Below are 17590 nucleotides of genomic sequence, written 5' to 3' on the forward strand. Positions count from 1 at the left end.
TGCGGCGTGCCTGGCGTTCTGCTGCTCTCTACATCCGACACCGACCTGCTGAGCGCGCGCGCCAGCGGCGCCGACTACCGCCTGGGCAACCCCGCCAGGTTGCTCACCGACGACCTGCCCGCGCTCGTGGACGGCGTCGACCTCGTCGTGGTCCGGCTGCTCGGCGGCCGCCGCGCGTGGGAGGAAGGCCTCGACGCGTTGCTCGCCGGCCCCCGCCCGGTCGTGGTGCTCGGCGGCGAGCAGGCCCCCGACGCGGAGCTGATGGAACTGTCCACGGTGAGCGCGGGCGTCGTCGCCGAAGCGCACGCCTACCTCGCGCACGGCGGCCCCGCCAACCTCGCCGAGCTGCACGGCTTCCTGTCCGACACGGCCCTCCTGACCGGGTACGGCTTCGCCCCGCCGGCCCCCATGCCCTCCTGGGGCCCGCTGGAGCGCGGCTCCAAGGCCACCGAGGGCCCGGTGATCGGCGTCCTGTACTACCGGGCCCACCATGTGGCGGGCAACACCGGGTTCGTGGAGTCCCTGTGCCAGGCGATCGAGGAGTCCGGCGGCCGGCCGCTGCCGGTGTACTGCTCCTCGCTCAGAACGGCAGAGCCCGCGCTCCTCGACGTCCTGCGCACCGCCGACGCCCTGGTCGTGACCGTCCTGGCGGCGGGCGGCTCCCGTCCGGCCACCGCGGGCGCGGGCGGCGACGACGAGGCGTGGGACGTCGGCGCGCTGGCCACCCTGGACGTCCCGATCTTGCAGGGGCTCTGCCTGACCAGCGGCAAGAAGGAGTGGGAGGACAACGACGACGGCCTGTCCCCGCTCGACGCCGCCTCGCAGGTGGCCATCCCCGAGTTCGACGGCCGGATCATCACGGTGCCGTTCTCGTTCAAGGAGATCGACGAGGACGGTCTGACCGTCTACGCGGCCGACCCGGAGCGGGCCCGCCGGGTGGCCGGGATCGCGGTACGCCACGGCCTGCTCAGGCACACGCCGCCGGCCGAGCGGCGGCTGGTGGTCATGCTGTCGGCGTACCCGACGAAGCACTCCAGGGTCGGCAACGCGGTCGGCCTGGACACCCCCGCGAGCACGGTCGGGCTGCTGGCCAGGCTGGCCGAGGCCGGCTACGACCTCGGCGACGGCTTCCCCGGGGTCGCCGAGCAGGACGGCGACGCGCTCATCCACGCGCTGATCGCCGCCGGCGGCCAGGACCAGGACTGGCTGACCGAGGAGCACCTGGCCGGAAACCCGGTGCGCATCCCCTCCGCCGACTACGAGCGCTGGTACCGCACGCTGCCCGCTGACCTGCGCGCCGGCATGGAGCGGCACTGGGGCGCGCCGCCCGGCGAGCTGTTCGTGCACGAGGGCGACATCGTGCTGGCGGCCCTGCGCGCGGGCAACGTGGTCGTCATGGTCCAGCCGCCGCGCGGCTTCGGCGAGAACCCGATCGCCATCTACCACGACCCCGACCTGCCGCCCAGCCACCACTACCTGGCCGCCTACCGCTGGCTTTCGGCGGAGTTCGGCGCGCACGCGATGGTGCACGTGGGCAAGCACGGCAACCTGGAGTGGCTGCCCGGCAAGTCGGCCGGCATGTCGGCGTCCTGCGGCACCGACGCCGCGATCGGCGACCTGCCGCTCATCTACCCGTTCCTGGTCAACGACCCGGGCGAGGGCACGCAGGCCAAGCGGCGGGCGCACGCGGTGCTGGTGGACCACATGGTGCCGCCGATGGCCAGGGCCGAGTCCTACGGCGACATCGCCCGCCTGGAACAACTCCTGGACGAGCACGCCTCCATCGCCGCCATGGACCCGGCCAAGCTGCCGGCGATCAGGGCGCAGATCTGGACGCTGATCCAGGCCGCCCGGCTCGACCACGACCTGGGCATGGCCGACCGGCCGCACGACACCGAGTTCGACGACTTCATCCTGCACGTGGACGGCTGGCTGTGCGAGGTGAAGGACGCGCAGATCCGCGACGGCCTGCACGTGCTCGGCCAGGCGCCCGAGGGGCCCGCCCGGGTGGGGCTGGTGCTGGCGATCCTGCAGGCCAGGCAGATGTGGGCGGGCAAGGAGGCGCTGCCGGGTCTGCGCCAGGCGCTCGGGCTGACCGAGGACGGCAGCGCGTCGCTGAAGGACGTGGACCGGGTCGAGGCCACCGCCCGCGCGCTGGTGGAGGCGATGGAGGAGCGCGGCTGGACGGAAGAGGCGGCCGCGGCCGTGGCGCCCACTCCCGAGGTGGAGCGCATTCTCCGTTTCGCCGCCACCGAGGTGGTGCCCAGGCTGGCGCGTACCACCGACGAGATCGACCATGTCCTGCACGCCCTGAACGGCGGTTACGTCCCTGCGGGCCCGAGCGGTTCGCCGCTGCGCGGGCTGGTCAACGTGCTGCCGACCGGCCGCAACTTCTACTCGGTCGACCCCAGGGCGGTCCCGAGCAGGCTGGCGTGGGAGACCGGCCAGGCCATGGCCGACTCGCTCCTGGAGCGCTACCGCACCGACACCGGCGACTGGCCGCGCTCGGTGGGCCTGTCGGTCTGGGGCACCAGCGCGATGCGGACCGCGGGCGACGACGTGGCCGAGGTCCTGGCGCTGCTGGGCATCCGCCCGGAATGGGATGAGGCCTCCCGCCGCGTGGCGGGCCTCGCGCCGATCCCGCTGGAGGAGCTCGGCCGCCCCCGCATCGACGTGACCGTCCGCATCAGCGGCTTCTTCCGCGACGCCTTCCCGCACGTCGTGGCGATGCTCGACGACGCGGTACGGCTCGCCGCCGGCCTGGACGAGGCCGACGAGGACAACTACGTCCGCGCCCACGTCAAGGAGGAGACGCACGGCGACGAGCGCCGGGCCACGATGCGCATCTTCGGCTCGGCCCCCGGCGCCTACGGGGCGGGCATCCTGCCGCTCATCGACAGCCGCAACTGGCGCGACGACGCCGACCTGGCCGAGGTGTACGCGGTGTGGGGCGGCTACGCCTACGGCCGTGACCTGGAGGGCGTGCCGGCGCGCGCCGACATGGAGAGCGCCTACCGCCGGATCGCCGTCGCCGCCAAGAACGTCGACACCCGCGAGCACGACATCGCCGACTCCGACGACTACTTCCAGTACCACGGCGGCATGGTCGCCACCGTCCGCGCGCTGACCGGCAAGGCCCCGGCCGCCTACGTCGGCGACAGCACCCGCCCGGACGCCGTCCGCACCCGCACGCTGTCGGAGGAGACCTCCCGGATCTTCCGCGCCCGCGTGGTCAACCCGAACTGGCTGGCCGCGATGCGCAGGCACGGCTACAAGGGCGCGTTCGAGCTGGCCGCGACCGTCGACTACCTGTTCGGCTACGACGCCACCACCGGCGTCATGGCCGACTGGATGTACGACAAGCTCGCGGCCGCGTACGTGCTGGACCCGGAGAACCAGGCGTTCATGGCCAAGTCCAATCCGTGGGCGCTGCACGGCATCGCCGAACGCCTGCTGGAGGCGGCCGAGCGGGACATGTGGGAGCACCCGGACCCGGAGATCCTGCGGGGGGTGCAGGAGGTCTACCTCAAGACCGAGGGCGACCTGGAGGACGACACCAGCCGCTGAGCCAGCACCGGGCTGCCCGCCCAGTGCAGGTGCAGGTAGGAGGCGGTGAGCAGGGCGTCGCCGTAGCCGTCGGCGCCGCCCTCCCACCGGTACAGCGCCCAGCCGCCCAGGTCGGCGGCGGTCCGGTGGAACTCGTGGGCCCTGAACCGCTCGCCCGGCCGGGTGAGCAGCGACCGGCTGACCGCCGTGGCCTCCCGGTAGCCCAGCGTCAGCTTGCCCGTCATCCGGGCCTTGCCGGGGACCCGGCCGCACATGCGCCGGCCGTCGAGCTCCTCGCACAGGTACAGCAGCCCGGCGCATTCGGCGGCGATCGGCCCGTCGAAGGCGGCGACCTGGGCGCGCAGCGGCTCGTTGGCGGCCAGCTCGGCGGCGTAGACCTCGGGGAAGCCGCCGCCGATGATCACCGCGCCGGTGCCGTGTGGGAGCCGCTCGTCGTGCAGGGGGTCGAAGACGGCGATCTCGGCTCCGGCCGCGCGCAGCAGCTCGACGTGCTCGGTGTAGCCGAACGTGAACGCCGCGCCGCCCGCGACCGCCACGACCGGACCTCCGGGTCCGGGGTTCACCTCGGCCGCCGGGTTCCAGGGGGTGCTTGGGAGGGCGGGGGCGGTGGCGGCGAGCCGTACCAGAGCGTCGAGGTCGCAGGAGCGGGACACCAGCTCGCCCAGGCGCGCCACCGCGGAGACCGCTTCCGCCTCGCGTTCGGCGGCCGGGATCAGGCCCAGGTGGCGGGAGGGGGTGGCCACGGCGTCGTCGCGGCGGATGGCGCCCAGGACCGGGACGCCGGCCGCGTCCAGGGCGGCGCGGCACAGCTCCTCGTGCCGGTCGGAGCCGACGCGGTTGAGCACCACGCCGCCGACGCGCACACGCGGGTCGAAGGTGGCGAAACCGTGCACCACCGCGGCCACGGAACGGCTCTGCCTGGCCGCGTCCACGACCAGCACGACCGGCGCGTCCAGCAGCCTGGCGACGTGCGCGGTGGAGGCGAAGTCCGTCTCGCCCTTGCCGTCGAACAGCCCCATCACGCCCTCGACCACCGCCACGTCGCACCCCGCGGCGCCGTGCAGGAACAGCGGCGCCACCCGCTCCTCCCCGGCGAGCCACGGGTCGAGGTTGCGCCCCGGGCGGCCGGTGGCCAGCGCGTGGTAGCCGGGGTCGATGTAGTCGGGGCCGACCTTGTGCGGCGACACCCGGAGCCCGCGCGCCCGCAGCGCCGCCATGAGCCCCGTGGCCACCGTCGTCTTCCCGCTGCCCGACGACGGCGCCGCGACGACCAGCCGCGGGATCACCACTCGATGCCTTTCTGCCCCTTCTGCCCGGCGTCCATGGGATGGCGCACCTTGCCCATCTCCGTGACCAGGTCCGACACCTCCAGCAGCCGCTCGGGCGCGTCCCTGCCGGTGATCACCACGTGCTGGTTGCCCGGCCGCCCCGCCAGCGTGGCGAGCACGTCGTCCAGGTCCAGCCAGCCCCACTTCAGCGGGTACGTGAACTCGTCCAGCACGTAGAAACGGTAGGTCTCGGCGGCCAGGTCGCGTTTGATCTGCTCCCAGCCCTCGCGGGCGTCGGCCGCGTGGTCCTCCTCGGTGCCGGGACGCTGGATCCACGACCAGCCCTCGCCCATCTTGTGCCAGGTCACCGAGCCGCCCTCGCCCGACTCGCCCAGCACCACCAGCGCCCGCTCCTCGCCGATGCGCCACTTCGCCGACTTCACGAACTGGAACACCCCGATCGGCCAGCCCTGGTTCCACGCCCGCAGCGCCATCCCGAACGCCGCCGTGGACTTGCCCTTCCCCGGACCCGTGTGCACCATCAGCAACGGCCGGGTACGCCGCTGGCGCGTGGTCAGCCCGTCATCCGGCACGACGTCCGGCTTGCCCTGCGGCATCTCAGCTCGCCTTCCTGTGCTCGCGGACCACCGTTCCCAGGTCGTCCAGCGTGACCACCTCGGCGGCCAGCCGGGCCGCCAGCCGTACGGCGAGGCCCAGCCGGACCGGACCGCTCTCGCAGTCGACGACCACGCACGCCACGCCCCTGAGCAGCCCGGCCGCCGCGTCCACGTCCCCGCCCGCGGTCGCCCGCCCGTCGGTCACCACCACGACCAGCGGACGCCGGTCCGGATCGCGCATCCGCTCCACCCGCAACACCTCGGCCGCCCTGGCCAGCCCCTCGGCCAGCGGCGTACGCCCACCGGTCGGCAACGACCGCAACCGCGCCGCCCCCGCCTCCACCGACGACGTCGGCGGCAACGCCACCTCCGCGCCCTTCCCCCTGAACGTCACCAGCCCCACCTTGTCCCTGCGCTGATAGGCGTCGAGCAGCAGGCTCAGCACCGCCGTCTTCACCGCGGTCATCCGCCTGCGCGCGGCCATCGAACCGCTGGCGTCCACCACGAACAGCACGAGGTTGCTCTCCCGGCCCTCCCGCACGACCTCGCGCAGATCGCCGCCGCGCAGCAGCAGCCCAGGGCCGGTCCTCCCCCGCTCCTTCTGGTACGGCGCCGCCGCCAGCAAGGTCGCCGGCAGGTGCAGATCCTTCACCTTGCCGTGCGGCACCCGCGCCCCGGTCGCCCTGCCACGCGGCGTACGCGCCCGCGACCTCCGCCCCGAAGCACCCGCCCCGAGCCCCGGCACCTTCAACACCGGCACCCGATAAGGCGCCCCCACCCCGGCCACCGCCGTGACACCGCCCGAGGAGTCGTCTCCGCCTTCCCCCTGGTCGCCCACCTCTCTTCGGTCCGGCTGAGAGTCCCCCTGGTCAGGCTGGGAGTTGTGCCCGGTCTCCCCCCGGCCCGGCGCCTCTCCTTGGTCAAGCTGGGAGTTGTGCCCGGGGTCCGGGGTGGGTCCCGCTTCCTCCTGGCCCGCGGTCTCCCCCTGGCCCGGGGCCTCGCCCTGGTCGGGCTGGGGGCCGGGGCCGTCCGGTGGGGTGTCAGGGGGGCCGCCGCCGTCGGGGTCGTCGTCGCCCCGGTGCCGGTCCAGGAGTTCTTCCAGCATGTCCTCGTCCAGCCCCGGCGCGTCGAACGGGTCCCGGCGCCGCCGGTGCGGCAGGGACAGCCGGGCAGCCACCCGCACGTCCTCCTCCGTGACCCGGTCCCGCCCCTGCCAGGCCGCGTGCGCCATGGCCGCGTTCGCCGTGACCAGGTCGGCGCGCAGCCCGTCCACCTCGAACCCCGCGCACACCGCCGCGATCTGCAGCAGCCTCGCGTCGGGCAGCACGACCCCGCCGGCCAGCAGCGCCCTGGCCCGCAGGATCCGCTCACCGAGCGCGGACTCCTGGACGGTCCAGCGCGCCACGAACTCCTCGGGTGAAGCGTCGTAGGCCATGCGCCGCCGTACCACCTCGGCCCGCTCGTCCGGGGCCCGCGACGCCTTCACCTCGACGGTCAGTCCGAACCGGTCGAGGAGCTGGGGGCGCAGTTCGCCTTCCTCGGGGTTCATGGTGCCGACCAGGAGGAAGCGGGCGGCGTGCCGTACCGACACACCTTCGCGCTCGACGTAGCAGGTGCCGAGCGCGGCGGCGTCGAGCAGGAGGTCCACGAGGTGGTCGTGCAGGAGGTTGACCTCGTCCACGTAGAGCACGCCGCGGTGGGCGCTCGCCAGCAGCCCCGGCTCGAAGGCCTTCACGCCTTCGGTCAGCGCGCGTTCGACGTCGAGGGAGCCGACGAGCCGGTCCTCGGAGGCGCCGACCGGGAGTTCGACCAGGGAGGCGGGCCGGCGGTGGCGGTGTTCGCCGGGGTCGTGCTGCCCGTCGGGGCAGTCCGGGTCCGGCGCGGCCGGGTCGCAGGCGAACCGGCAGCCGGCCACCACGTCCACCGACGGCAGCTGGGCGGCCAGCGCGCGGACGATCGTCGACTTCGCGGTGCCCTTCTCCCCGCGGACGAGCACGCCGCCCACCCGGGGCGAGACGGCGTTGAGCACCAGCGCCAGCTTCAGGTCGTCGAGCCCGACGACCGCGCTGAACGGGTAGGTGGCGATCAAGAGGTGACCTTCCGGTGTTCGAGGGCGTCCCGGTTGACGTGGGCGACCCGCCAGCCGCCGCGGGTGACGGCCAGCTCGGTGGTGGACAGTGGCGCGAGGTCGAAACGGGCGGCGTACAGCGGAGGCAGGCCGAGCGCGTGCCCGAGCGCGGCGCGGATGGCTCCCGAGTCGCAGATGACCAGGAACGGCCGTCCGCGCCGGCCGTCGAACCTGGCCCGCGTCTCGTCGAGCCACCCCGTGACGCGCGCCGTCATCCGGTCGAGGCTCTCGCCGCCGTGGGGCGCCGCGCCGGGGTCGGCCAGCCAGCTCGCGAGCGCGTCCGGCTCGTCCTGGGCGACCCGTGTGTACGGCAGGCCGCCCCACCGGCCGTGATCCGCCTCGGCCAGGGCGTCGACCACGATGGGCGCGAGCCCCATGGCCGAGGCGGTCTGCAGCGCGGCGACCGACGGCGCGACGAACGCCGCCCCCGCCTGCCCTGCCGTCAGCATCTCCCCCAGCTCGGGGTCATTGGACTCGTCGGGCCGGGTGCCGGGGCCGGCATAGGACGCCGTCCTGGCCAGGTCGGCGGTCCCGGCCAGAAGGGCGGCCTTCGCCAGGCTGGCGCGATCGGCCTGCTCCGGTGCGGGGAAGCAGGCCGTGCGCATGCCTGGTGTGCTGGCGTGCCGTACGAAAAGCACTCCGCTCAGCTCGGTGCGGCGGCTGGGACGGCGGCGGTGGTCCGGCGGGCGGCGCGCTCGCCCGCCCAGGCGAACAGCGCCCCGAGCGCCGCCCAGAACACGAGTTGTGTCCCCAGCGAGGCGAGCCGGAACTCCCACAGCAACGTGGCGGGGAAGCCAGCCGGCACCTCGTCGACCCGGGGCAGCAGCACAAGGGCGGCGACCACCGGCACGAGGAAGGTCACCACGGTGACGCTCCAGCGCGCCCACGGACCACCGGTGACCCGGCGTCCGCTCGCGACCGCGATGGCGACGGCGGCCAGGCCGACCAGCACCATGACCACGTAGAGCAGGGTCCGGCTGTCGATCGTGTGGGGGTCGCCGACGGCGGGCGGGTTGGCGGGATATTTCAGGAAAGGCAAGAGGACGATCGCCAGGTAGGCCGTGCCCGCGGCGGCGAACGCGAGGGCGGTGTCCGACCTGGGCCCGACCCGTCCGCGCAGTCCCGCCACGACCAGCCCGAAGATGCCGCCGACGGCAAGACCGTAGAGGCCCGTCGCGAGGAACAGCCCGGCCTTCTGCACCGGCCTGCTGACCTCGGCCTCCTCACCGTGATGATCGTCGGCGGGCTCGGCCGGGGCAGCGGCAGCGGCGGCCTCTTCCAAGGCGATCGCGCTGTCCACGTGGGGCTCCCCCGCCAGGAAGGCGAAGGCGCCCGCGAACAATCCGGCCAGCAGGCCCAGGAGCAGGCCTCTGACCACAAGGGTGCGCACCATCGTGCCCGGCCCCTAGTGGCAGGGCACGCCGAGCAGGTGGCGCCCGTCGTGCATCAGCTCGTGCAGGAAGGTACCGGTCTGCGAAACCGCGCCGTTGTCCATCAGGACCAGGTACGCGATCAACAGGAACAACGGCACGCTCAACAGCCAGGGCCGCAAACGGGGAAAGGGCACGGACGTGGAAGTGGTCCCACCACTCATCAAGGCCTCCTCAGGGATGACGCGTCCCAACAGGTGAGGTCACGGCCGTTAGGTGACCTGGCTCCCGGGATCTAAGTCCCGGATACAGTGGCGCGTCCGCACCGGCATCTCACCGGATTTCCCCTGACAACCGTGAAATCTACCGGAACGTATCCTTTCCTCCGGTTCTCGTCAACAGTCACGTGATCTTCGAGAGGCCGATGATCACGTTTTCGCCCTTGAGCGGATAGTGCACGAGCCGGCCGTCGCCCATGCCCGGGTAGATGACGCGCATCCCGCCATCGTCACCGGGCCGGATGCCGAGGCTTCCGAAGCGGCCCGTGGCCAGGACGAGCAGCACCTGACCACGGCCGGCCTTGTCGAAGTGCGCCGTCATGAACCGGTCGCCGGCGAGTCCGAACGGAGGGGCCTCGGGCAGGTCGCGCTCCTGGGTGCCGTCGCGCAGGCGCAGGAAGGCGGTCCAGTTCGCCCTGGCGCCGACGCAGATGAGCACGCCACACCGCACCCTGATCTCGCCCGCGCGCACGACCGCCTTTCTCGTCTCGCCCGTCTCCGCGTTGACGATCTCCTCGTAACCGGCCTCGCCGCTGGGCGTGTAATCGCCCGGCGTCCCCACCCAGGGCCAGCTCAGGATGTGATGACGCCCGGCCCCCGCACCGCTTCCATTTTCCCGCCCCCGAGGGGGACGGTGGAGACGCCGCCGCCGTCCATCAGGGAGACCGCCAGCCGGTCACCGGCCACCACCATCGTGTCTACCCGTCCCGGCACGGTGGCCAGGCGTTTCGTGCTCCCACCTTCGAGCGGGACCGACCACAGGCCGGAGCCGCCGGCCTCGACCGTGCTCCAGAAGACCCGGTCCGTGCCGACCGTCCAGCTGCTGATGGAGACACCCTTCGGCGGGCGGATCTTCGCGCCGCCGGGCAGCTTGCCGGGGATCTTCGTGACAGCCGCCGGCCACACCTTCTCCACCGGCTCGGCCCCGGTGAACCTGGTCGGGGTGTTCGGGGCCAGGGTGGGGGTGGGGCGGATCGCGGGGATCGGGTGCTGACGGGGTTCGCCGCGCAGCGCCACCGCGGCCCCTCCGGCGATCACCACGACCGCGACCGCCGCCACCAGCACGTTCGCGCGGATCCTGCGGCACCTGGACCGGTTCCATCACATCCCAGGACGCACGAGGGCCGGATTCTGTTGAATGTGAGGTGAAACGCTTTACCTACTAGTTCAGTTGCCATTGTCGGTGTCACGATCTACGTTGGGCCGAATGACAGACGAGCTGGACCGGATGTTCGCCGAGTTCCACGGGGAGATCGCCCGACTTCAGGGACTCCAGCAAGAGATCGAGCAGGTACGCGGCCGCGGTGAGGCCGCCGAGGGCCGAGTCGTCGCCGAGGCCACCATGACCGGCGCGCTGGCCGGGCTCACCATCGACCCCCGTGCCATGCGGCTCGGCTCCGACGAACTGGCCGCCGCCGTCCTCCAGGCCGCCGCTGCTGCCGCCCGTGACGCCGGCGACCAGGCCAGGGCGCTGACCGAGCCGTTCACCCCCGACCTGCCGCCATTCACCTCCGACGGGCCGCGGCTCACTCCCGACGGGCCGCGATTCGGCTCTGACGGGCCGCGATGAAGATCAACCCCACGCGCGCCTCCATCTACGGCTTCGGCGCGCTCGGCATCACCGCCTTCGTCTTCCAGATGCTCGCGGTCGACTATCCCGAAGGCGACCCCGACCGCGCCCGCCAGGCCCGCGACACCTGGCTACGGCTGGCCGAACGCGCGGAGAAGAGCTCCGGCAACACCTACCCCGCCGCCGAGTCGGTCTGGCGGCGCAACAGCGGCGAAGGCGTGGACGCCTTCAAGAGGACCGTCACCACCGGCCTCTACCCGATGCCGCCGGCTCTCGGCTACCCGGGCAAGCTGGCCGCCGCCTGCCGCGCGAACGCCCAGGCCTGCGACGACTTCGCGGAGATCGTCCAGACAGTAAGGGACGCCTACTGGACCATGGCGCTGGCCAACCTCGCCAGCTTCATCTTCATCACGACGTTCCCGTGGCAGGCGGGGGCGGCGTACCAGATCACGCAGTTCCTCATGCGCAGGGCGCAGGCCAAGCTGCTGTCGAAGCTCCTGGAGCACGCGGTCGCGCGGGTCGTGCTGGCCAAACTGACCGAGTACTCGATCGGCAGCGCCTTCTTCGCCATCGGCGACGTGAGCGTGGTCGCCGGGGTCAAGGCGGCGCGCGGCGAGGACCCGGGCTCGCTCGGCGACAACGCCCGGCAGGCGCTCAAGGAGTTCGCCGCCTCGGTGGCCTTCTACGGCGCGTTCGACGCGGCCATGCCCGCGGCCAGGGCGATGACCAAGAACCTCGACCTGCAGTACTTCGTCGGGCGCATGGCCGGCGGCTCCGTCGGCTACGGCCCCAGCTACGACGCCATGAACGGCCAGGGCGGCGAGGACCTGATCCCGACCTGGAAGGAAACGCTGGGCCGGATGCTTCTCTACTTCACGATGGCCCACAAACCCGCGGGGTGAGCAGGATGGAAATCGACCGTGCCAGGCTGCGCGCCGTCGCCGACGCTTACGACACCGAGCGCCACGACCTGGCCGAGCACATACGGCGGGCCGCCGCGGAACTGACCGCCATCGGCGCCTTCTGGGGCGGCACCCAGGAGGGCGTCACGTTCTTCAAGGGCGACGGCGGCGCCCGTGGCTACGAGGCCCACACCGACCAGATCGCCAAGGGCCTGGTCCACCTGGACAAGGCCCACGAGCAGCTCGCCGAGCGCCTGCGCCTCATGGGCGACCTCGTCCGGGTCGCCAACTGGGACAGCATCGCCGACCTCCTGTCCAAGCTCCCCGAGCCGGACGAGAACCCCAAGATCTGGGGCTCACCCACTGAGCCCAAGTAGGAACGCCGCCGGGACGGCCGCGACGGTGAGCGCCACCGCCCACCACCGCGGCGCCGGGCCCGCCTGCCTGAGCACGCTCACCCCGAGCGGCGCCATGGCCACGACCAGGCCGCCGACGGCGAGCAGGGAGGGCAGGTCCGTGCTGCCCTTGAGCACGCCGAGCGGCAGCCCGGTGGCCAGCGCGAGCGCGACGCAACGCGCCACGCCGGCCACGTCGGGGCCGAACGCCCTGGCGCGGTAAGCGCCGATCGCCAGCACGATCCAGCCCGCCATGATGACGACGTTGACCGCCTTGAAGACGTGGAACGCGCCGTAGGTGCCCGCCACGGCCTTCTGCGCGGCCTCAAGCCCGAGCGCGTCGACCATTTGGAACGCCAGGTGGCTGACCCCGGCGTGGAACACCCGGCCGAACAACCCGAGCACCACCAGCGTGACGCCCCACCGCGCCCAGCCCGGATGTGTGGCGGAGATCCGCCGGGCCAGCGCGACCGCGGCCGGCCACAGGAGCACGAGCCCGGCGGCGAACAGGCTGTAGGACAGGGTCATCGTGCCGGGCTGCCGGGCGTAGGCGGCCAGTTGGCCGGGGAAGAAGTCGTCCTGGCCGATCCGGGTCAGCATCCCGGCGAGCAGCAGGAGCGGGCCGAGCAGCAGCCCGGCCGCCTCGACCCAGGGGCCGGGGAGAGAGTGTGTCCGCGTCATGCCGATCATTCAATCGGCGCAGGTCAGCGGGCACATTGGCACAGAGACGAGTATTACGGGTACACCTAGCACTACCCCCTCGGCCGGTCGTTGGGGGGTAGATGGGGCACTGGTTCGCCCGGGAGATCGTCGACGCGGGGAAGCTCCGGCTGTTCTGCTTCTTCGTGATGTTCCTGCTCACGTTTCTGTTCATCAGGTTCAGCGTGCGGATGATCAGGAAGCGGGTGCGGTGGTGGCCGGGGAACGTCACCCCTGGTGGGATGCACATTCACCATGTGGTGTTCGGGCTGGTTTTCATGTGCCTGGGCGGGATCGGGGGGCTGGCCGTACAGGATGGGACCTCTCCTCCCGCGGCTCTGACCGCGGCCACTTTCGGCGTGGGTGCGGCTCTTGTGCTGGACGAGTTCGCGCTGGTGCTGCATCTGCAGGACGTCTACTGGACCGAGCAGGGGCGGCTGTCGGTGGACACGGTGTTCATGGCGCTGGCGTTGTGCGGGCTCGGACTGCTCGGGATCAGCCCGCTGGAGGTCGACGAACTGTTCACCGGCGAGGACCTGATCAACGGCGGGCTGGTCGTCGCGGCGAACATCCTGTTCGCGGTGCTCAGCCTGAGCAAGGGGAAGGTCTGGACCGGGTTGATCGGGGTTTACCTCACTCCGCTGGCACTCGTCGGTGCCATACGGCTGGCCCGGCCCGGCTCGCCTTGGGCGCGGTGGCGGTATCGGGAGGGGTCGCGGAAGCTGCGGCGGGCTGAGTGGCGTGAGCGCAGGATCCGGGAGCCGATCGAACGGCTCAAGCACACGGTTCAGGACGCCATCGCCGGACGCCCCACCCCTTAGTCCTTGTGGCCTTTTTGCCCCCGTACATTGGGCTTCACCCTTTATGACGGACCGTGAAAGATTGTGACCGATGAACGACGATGACCTGCTCGCGGCCCGGTTCGAGACGCATCGCGCACAACTGCGGGCCGTGGCCTACCGCATGCTGGGCTCGCTCAGCGAGGCCGAGGACGCCGTTCAGGAGGCTTGGTTCCGTCTCAGCAGGACCGATGTGAGCGACGTCGAGAACCTCGCCGGCTGGCTCACCACCGTCACCGGGCGTGTCTGCCTCGACATGCTGCGCTCGCGTGAGTCCCGGCGCGAGGAGCCCATCGGAGAGCGGTTGCCCGATCCGATCGTCAGCGTCGGCGACCATGTGGATCCGGAGTACGAGGCTTTGCTGGCCGATTCGGTCGGGCTGGCCTTGCTCGTGGTGCTGGACACGTTGGCGCCCGCCGAGCGGCTGGCGTTCGTGTTGCACGACATGTTCAGCGTGCCGTTCGAGGAGGTCGCGACGATCGTCGAACGCTCCCCCGCCACCACCCGCCAGCTCGCCAGCCGGGCCCGCCGCCGGGTCCAGGGCGCCCGTGTCACTCCCGACCCCGACCTGGCCCGGCAGCGCGAGGTCGTCGCCGCGTTCCTGTCCGCCGCCCGGGACGGCGACTTCGGGGCACTGGTCTCCGTGCTCGACCCGGACGTGGTGTTGCGCGTCGAGGGCGCCGACGTGCCGATCGGGACGCTGCGGGTGGTTCGCGGGGCCAGCGAGGTGGCGGGCCAGGCGATGGCGTTCCGGACGATGGCCGACCGCTACGTGCCGGTGCTGGTCAACGGAGCCGTGGGCATGATGTCCGCGGCGAACGGCAAGCCCAAGATCGTCGCCGCGGTCACCGTGTCCGGGGGAAAGATCGTGGCCATGGACATCCTCGCCAGCCCGGAGCGCCTGCGCCGGCTCGCCCGGTTCATGGCATCGCCCCGCACCGAAGACCCGACACCCAGCACATGCAGCGCCCCCTAGCCCGGCCACCCCGGCTCCTTGCCCGGCGGCCCTTTGCCCGGCGACCTCGACGCTTTGTCCGTCCGCCAGGACAGGCGTTGACCGGGGCTGTGGTCGCGACCAGGTCCGACGTTGACCCCGGCTGCCAGCCTCGCAGCCGGGGAGGACGTACGATCAGCGGGTGACCGAAAAGACCGAAACCGTACCTGGCTGGCTCGCTCCCGAAGAGCTGGAGTCGATTCGCGGACGCATGCCGATCCTCTACATCGACGCCGTCCCCGTGCGGGTCGACGAGACCGGTGTCGTGACTCATGTCGGCCTGTTGCTGCGCATCAGCTCCGACGGCGAGGTCAGCCGGGCGCTGGTCTCCGGCCGGGTCCGGCACCACGAGCGGGTCCGCGACGCGCTGATGCGGCACCTGGAGAAGGATCTCGGGCCGGTGGCGCTGCCGAACATCCCGATCTCGCCCCAGCCGTTCACGGTCGCTGAGTACTTCCCGACGCCGGGCGTCACGCCGTACCACGACCCGAGACAGCACGCGGTCTCGCTGGCCTACATCGTCCCGGTATCCGGTGACTGCCGGCCGCGGCAGGACGCGCTCGACCTGGTCTGGTTCACGCCCGAGGAGGCGTCGTCCCCGATGGTGCAGCAGGAGATGGCCGGCGGGCAGGGCGTCCTGCTCAAGCAGGCACTAGCACATGTGGGACGCTTGACCTGATTTGTAAGCGACGCGTCACTCTGTGCTTAACTCGGAGTCACGTTAGCCTGTCAAGCTCGGTCTTATGCGACGACTGGGCTTCATCATCGTGACCGCGTTGACGACCCTGACGACCCTGACGCCGGCGGTCTACGCCGCCGCCGCCGACAACCCCACCAACGTCGCCCACCGGGGCGCCTCGGCCGACGCCCCAGAAAACACCCTCGCCGCGTTCAAGCTCGCCGGCCGGCAAGGCGCCGACATGTTCGAGCTCGACGTCCGCGAGACCAAGGACCACCAGCTCGTACTCCTACACGACCCCACGCTGTCCAGGACCACCAACGTCGAAAGCGTCTTCCCCGACCGCGCCCCATGGCCGCTGAGCGCCTTCACCCTGGAGGAGATCCGCAGACTGGACGCGGGCTCATGGTTCGGCCCCGGTCACTCGGCCGAACGCATCCCGACCCTCGGCGAGACCCTGCACACCATGAAGGGCCGCGGCATGGGCCTGCTGCTGGAGATCAAGGACCCGGACCAGTACCCCGGCATCGAACGCCGCGTGGCCGCCGAGCTCCGCAAGAACTCCTGGTGGCTGCAGCCCGGCCGCCTGGTCGTGCAGTCCTTCGACTGGCGCTTCATGCGTACGTTCCACCACAGAATGCCGCGAATCCCGGTAGGCCTCCTGGGCACCCCCGCAGTCAGTCAACTCCGCACCCTGTCCGCCTACGCCACCCAGATCAACCCGCCCTACCAGTACGTCACCCGGGCGTACGTCAACCGCATCCACAGGCTGGGCATGAAGGTCTTCACCTGGACCGTCAACGACCGCAACGACTGGCGCCGCCTGGCCTCCCAAGGCGTCGACGGCATCATCACCGACCGGCCCGGCATGCCATGACTCATTCCTTGACCGGAATCCGCCGCACCCGCATGATCTCCGCGCCCTCTCTCCGCCACACCTCCGCCTCCTCGGTACGGCCCAGCCGCCGATAGACCTGCCCGAGCACGATGGCGATCCTGCCCCGGGTGAGCTCGTCATCGTGCGCCAGACCGGCGGCGGCCTCCAGCCCTTGGGCCGCCTCCTGGTTTCGCCCGGCAACGGCCAGCGCCCGCCCGCGTTGATAGGTCAGCAGAGCCTTGCCCCGCGTATCCCCAAGCGCTTCATAGGCCCGAGCCCCCTCCTCGAAACGCGCGGCCGCGGCGTCGGGGTTACCTCGCGCCAGTTCGAGCAACCCCCGGGTCTCCATCATCACCGCCCGCACCGCAGCCGCCTTCCCGGCAACAGCCCCCGCCGCAGCGCTCTCGCTCTCACGTTCCCCGCTCCCGCGCTCCCCGCTCCCGGCGCTCCTTGTGCTCTCGGCCCCAGCGCTCTCACGCCCCGCGCTCACGGCGTTCCCGGCGTTCCCGGCGTTCCCGGCGTTCCCGGCGTCGCCGATGCTCGCGGCGCTTTCTGTGCTTTCGGCCCCAGAGCTATCGGTTCCAACGCTCGTGGCCACAGGCGTCTTGGCCGGATCGGCGGTCTGTGCGCCTGTCTCTCTGTCGGGCCCGGCGGTCGTCGGTCCTCCCACCGCCCGCTCCACCCCGGCAGCAGCCCTGTCCAGTTCGGCCGCGGCAGCCGAGAAGTCCGACAGCTCGATCAACGCCCTGGCCGTCTGATCGCGCATCCGCGCCTCAGCCGCCCAGTCACCGAGCCGGTGCGCGGACAGGGTCCCGAGCCTGCTGGTCTCCAGCCAGTCGGCATAGTGCTTGCGGTTGGCATAGAGCGCCCACATGGCCTCGGCGCTCCGCCGTACCAGCTCATCCCACCCCGCGGTGGAGGCCTGCCGCAGCAACGCCAGCAGGTTCCCGCGCTCACTCTCCAGCCAGTCCAGCGCCTCACCGGGGCCGTCGAACACCCCCGACTCCCCGGGCCGATCCAGGACCAGGCAGTGAGCGGCGGTGACCATGCGCGAATACCAGGCCACCGCCCGCCGCAAAGCCTCGTCCCGCTCAGCCGCGGGCTCGCCTTCGGCAGCGTGCGCCGCATGCCCCCGTACCAGCTCATGCAGCCGATATCGCTCCGGCAGAGCCTCCACGACCAGGTAGGTCTCCAGGAGCGTCCCGATCAACGGCCGCACCTCACCACCCGCGAGCGCACCGGCCAGAGCAGCGGTGAAATCGCTCCCAGGCAGCAGCCCCAACAGCCGATAAAGGCGCGCCGCGTCCGGCGGCAGTCCGCGATACGCGGTCTCGAACACCGCTTCCACAACGGGTTCCCTTCCGCGGCGAACCGACCGGAGCGTTGCGGACCCCGATGGTCGCCACG

Annotated in this window: 18 protein-coding genes and 1 riboswitch; of the genes, 8 read left to right on the forward strand and 10 right to left on the reverse strand. The window is 71.9% G+C overall.

The features are described 5' to 3' along the window. The first annotated feature begins 6 nt into the window (after window positions 1–6). Window positions 7–3567 (forward strand): cobaltochelatase subunit CobN, encoded by a 3561-nt coding sequence (cobN, locus tag HNR40_RS40330; RefSeq protein WP_184971108.1) that lies wholly within the window; start codon window positions 7–9, stop codon window positions 3565–3567. Here the strand turns inward: cobN and HNR40_RS40335 are convergent. The 8 genes from HNR40_RS40335 to HNR40_RS40370 all read right to left on the reverse strand — a co-directional run bounded on the left by HNR40_RS40335 (window position 3522) and on the right by HNR40_RS40370 (window position 10293). After that, window positions 3522–4853 (reverse strand): cobyrinic acid a,c-diamide synthase CobB, encoded by a 1332-nt coding sequence (locus tag HNR40_RS40335; RefSeq protein ID WP_312896691.1) that lies wholly within the window; start codon window positions 4851–4853, stop codon window positions 3522–3524. The genes cobN and HNR40_RS40335 overlap by 46 nt on opposite strands. Beyond that, window positions 4850–5452, reverse strand: coding sequence for a cob(I)yrinic acid a,c-diamide adenosyltransferase (cobO, locus tag HNR40_RS40340; protein WP_184971110.1), 603 nt, complete (start codon window positions 5450–5452; stop codon window positions 4850–4852). The genes HNR40_RS40335 and cobO overlap by 4 nt, the downstream gene beginning before the upstream one ends. A 1-nt stretch (window position 5453) precedes the next feature. After that, window positions 5454–7541: a magnesium chelatase subunit D family protein gene (locus HNR40_RS40345; protein WP_184971112.1), complete on the reverse strand. Its 2088-nt coding sequence runs from the start codon at window positions 7539–7541 to the stop codon at window positions 5454–5456. Beyond that, window positions 7538–8185 (reverse strand): histidine phosphatase family protein, encoded by a 648-nt coding sequence (locus tag HNR40_RS40350; RefSeq protein ID WP_184971114.1) that lies wholly within the window; start codon window positions 8183–8185, stop codon window positions 7538–7540. Before HNR40_RS40350 ends, HNR40_RS40345 begins: the two co-directional genes overlap by 4 nt. Before the next feature lie 38 nt (window positions 8186–8223). Then, window positions 8224–8973, reverse strand: coding sequence for a CbtA family protein (locus HNR40_RS40355; RefSeq protein ID WP_184971116.1), 750 nt, complete (start codon window positions 8971–8973; stop codon window positions 8224–8226). 12 nt (window positions 8974–8985) lie between these two features. Further along, the gene (locus tag HNR40_RS56750) at window positions 8986–9111 is read right to left on the reverse strand and encodes a CbtB domain-containing protein (protein ID WP_312896692.1); all 126 of its coding nucleotides are present in this window, start codon (window positions 9109–9111) and stop codon (window positions 8986–8988) included. 64 nt (window positions 9112–9175) lie between these two features. Next, window positions 9176–9323: riboswitch (adenosylcobalamin (AdoCbl) riboswitch) on the reverse strand. A gap of 29 nt (window positions 9324–9352) precedes the next feature. Next, window positions 9353–9790: a hypothetical protein gene (locus HNR40_RS40365; RefSeq protein ID WP_184971120.1), complete on the reverse strand. Its 438-nt coding sequence runs from the start codon at window positions 9788–9790 to the stop codon at window positions 9353–9355. 11 nt (window positions 9791–9801) lie between these two features. Further along, window positions 9802–10293, reverse strand: a complete 492-nt coding sequence (locus HNR40_RS40370) for a TolB-like translocation protein (RefSeq protein ID WP_184971122.1) — start codon at window positions 10291–10293, stop codon at window positions 9802–9804. A 142-nt stretch (window positions 10294–10435) separates the two neighbouring features. On the opposite strand from HNR40_RS40370, the gene HNR40_RS40375 reads away from it, so the two are divergent. From HNR40_RS40375 to HNR40_RS40385, 3 genes are read left to right on the forward strand one after another with little or no spacing between them, the layout of a single operon-like run. Further along, on the forward strand, window positions 10436–10798 hold the full coding sequence (locus HNR40_RS40375) for a YbaB/EbfC family nucleoid-associated protein (protein WP_184971124.1): 363 nt from the start codon (window positions 10436–10438) through the stop codon (window positions 10796–10798). Beyond that, window positions 10795–11700 (forward strand): WXG100-like domain-containing protein, encoded by a 906-nt coding sequence (locus tag HNR40_RS40380; protein WP_184971126.1) that lies wholly within the window; start codon window positions 10795–10797, stop codon window positions 11698–11700. The genes HNR40_RS40375 and HNR40_RS40380 overlap by 4 nt, the downstream gene beginning before the upstream one ends. 5 nt (window positions 11701–11705) lie before the next feature. Further along, window positions 11706–12077, forward strand: a complete 372-nt coding sequence (locus HNR40_RS40385) for a hypothetical protein (protein ID WP_184971128.1) — start codon at window positions 11706–11708, stop codon at window positions 12075–12077. Here HNR40_RS40385 and HNR40_RS40390 read toward each other — a convergent pair. Continuing rightward, a complete protein-coding gene (locus tag HNR40_RS40390; protein WP_246510076.1) occupies window positions 12057–12776 on the reverse strand; it encodes a hypothetical protein in 720 nt (239 codons plus the stop codon). The genes HNR40_RS40385 and HNR40_RS40390 overlap by 21 nt on opposite strands. 101 nt (window positions 12777–12877) lie before the next feature. Here HNR40_RS40390 and HNR40_RS40395 point away from each other — a divergent pair, with 101 nt between their 5' ends. The 4 genes from HNR40_RS40395 (at window position 12878) to HNR40_RS40410 (ending at window position 16183) form a co-directional block, all read left to right on the forward strand. After that, a complete protein-coding gene (locus HNR40_RS40395; protein WP_184971132.1) occupies window positions 12878–13615 on the forward strand; it encodes a hypothetical protein in 738 nt (245 codons plus the stop codon). 70 nt (window positions 13616–13685) lie between these two features. Next, window positions 13686–14609 carry a sigma-70 family RNA polymerase sigma factor gene (locus tag HNR40_RS40400; RefSeq protein ID WP_184971134.1) on the forward strand — a complete coding sequence of 308 codons (924 nt, stop codon included), beginning with the start codon at window positions 13686–13688 and terminating at the stop codon, window positions 14607–14609. Window positions 14610–14769: 160 nt separating this feature from the next. After that, window positions 14770–15306 (forward strand): NUDIX hydrolase family protein, encoded by a 537-nt coding sequence (locus HNR40_RS40405; protein WP_184971135.1) that lies wholly within the window; start codon window positions 14770–14772, stop codon window positions 15304–15306. A gap of 64 nt (window positions 15307–15370) precedes the next feature. Next, complete coding sequence (locus tag HNR40_RS40410; RefSeq protein ID WP_184971138.1) at window positions 15371–16183, forward strand: glycerophosphodiester phosphodiesterase; 813 nt, start codon at window positions 15371–15373, stop codon at window positions 16181–16183. Between the two features lies 1 nt (window position 16184). On the opposite strand, the gene HNR40_RS40415 is transcribed toward HNR40_RS40410, so the two are convergent. Then, the gene (locus HNR40_RS40415; RefSeq protein WP_184971140.1) at window positions 16185–17531 is read right to left on the reverse strand and encodes a hypothetical protein; all 1347 of its coding nucleotides are present in this window, start codon (window positions 17529–17531) and stop codon (window positions 16185–16187) included. Window positions 17532–17590 lie beyond the last annotated feature (59 nt).

It is taken from the genome of Nonomuraea endophytica (genome assembly GCF_014203235.1).
Classification (GTDB): domain Bacteria; phylum Actinomycetota; class Actinomycetes; order Streptosporangiales; family Streptosporangiaceae; genus Nonomuraea; species Nonomuraea endophytica.

What these genes read in the sequence shown, in the direction of transcription:
- cobO (WP_184971110.1), bottom strand. Translation starts at nt 5,452, where the DNA reads ATGCCGCAGGGCAAGCCGGACGTCGTGCCGGATGACGGGCTGACCACG.
- HNR40_RS40350 (WP_184971114.1), bottom strand. Translation starts at nt 8,185, where the DNA reads ATGCGCACGGCCTGCTTCCCCGCACCGGAGCAGGCCGATCGCGCCAGC.
- HNR40_RS40355 (WP_184971116.1), bottom strand. Translation starts at nt 8,973, where the DNA reads ATGGTGCGCACCCTTGTGGTCAGAGGCCTGCTCCTGGGCCTGCTGGCC.
- HNR40_RS40375 (WP_184971124.1), top strand. Translation starts at nt 10,436, where the DNA reads ATGACAGACGAGCTGGACCGGATGTTCGCCGAGTTCCACGGGGAGATC.
- HNR40_RS40380 (WP_184971126.1), top strand. Translation starts at nt 10,795, where the DNA reads ATGAAGATCAACCCCACGCGCGCCTCCATCTACGGCTTCGGCGCGCTC.
- HNR40_RS40385 (WP_184971128.1), top strand. Translation starts at nt 11,706, where the DNA reads ATGGAAATCGACCGTGCCAGGCTGCGCGCCGTCGCCGACGCTTACGAC.
- HNR40_RS40390 (WP_246510076.1), bottom strand. Translation starts at nt 12,776, where the DNA reads ATGACGCGGACACACTCTCTCCCCGGCCCCTGGGTCGAGGCGGCCGGG.
- HNR40_RS40395 (WP_184971132.1), top strand. Translation starts at nt 12,878, where the DNA reads ATGGGGCACTGGTTCGCCCGGGAGATCGTCGACGCGGGGAAGCTCCGG.
- HNR40_RS40400 (WP_184971134.1), top strand. Translation starts at nt 13,686, where the DNA reads ATGAACGACGATGACCTGCTCGCGGCCCGGTTCGAGACGCATCGCGCA.
- HNR40_RS40410 (WP_184971138.1), top strand. Translation starts at nt 15,371, where the DNA reads ATGCGACGACTGGGCTTCATCATCGTGACCGCGTTGACGACCCTGACG.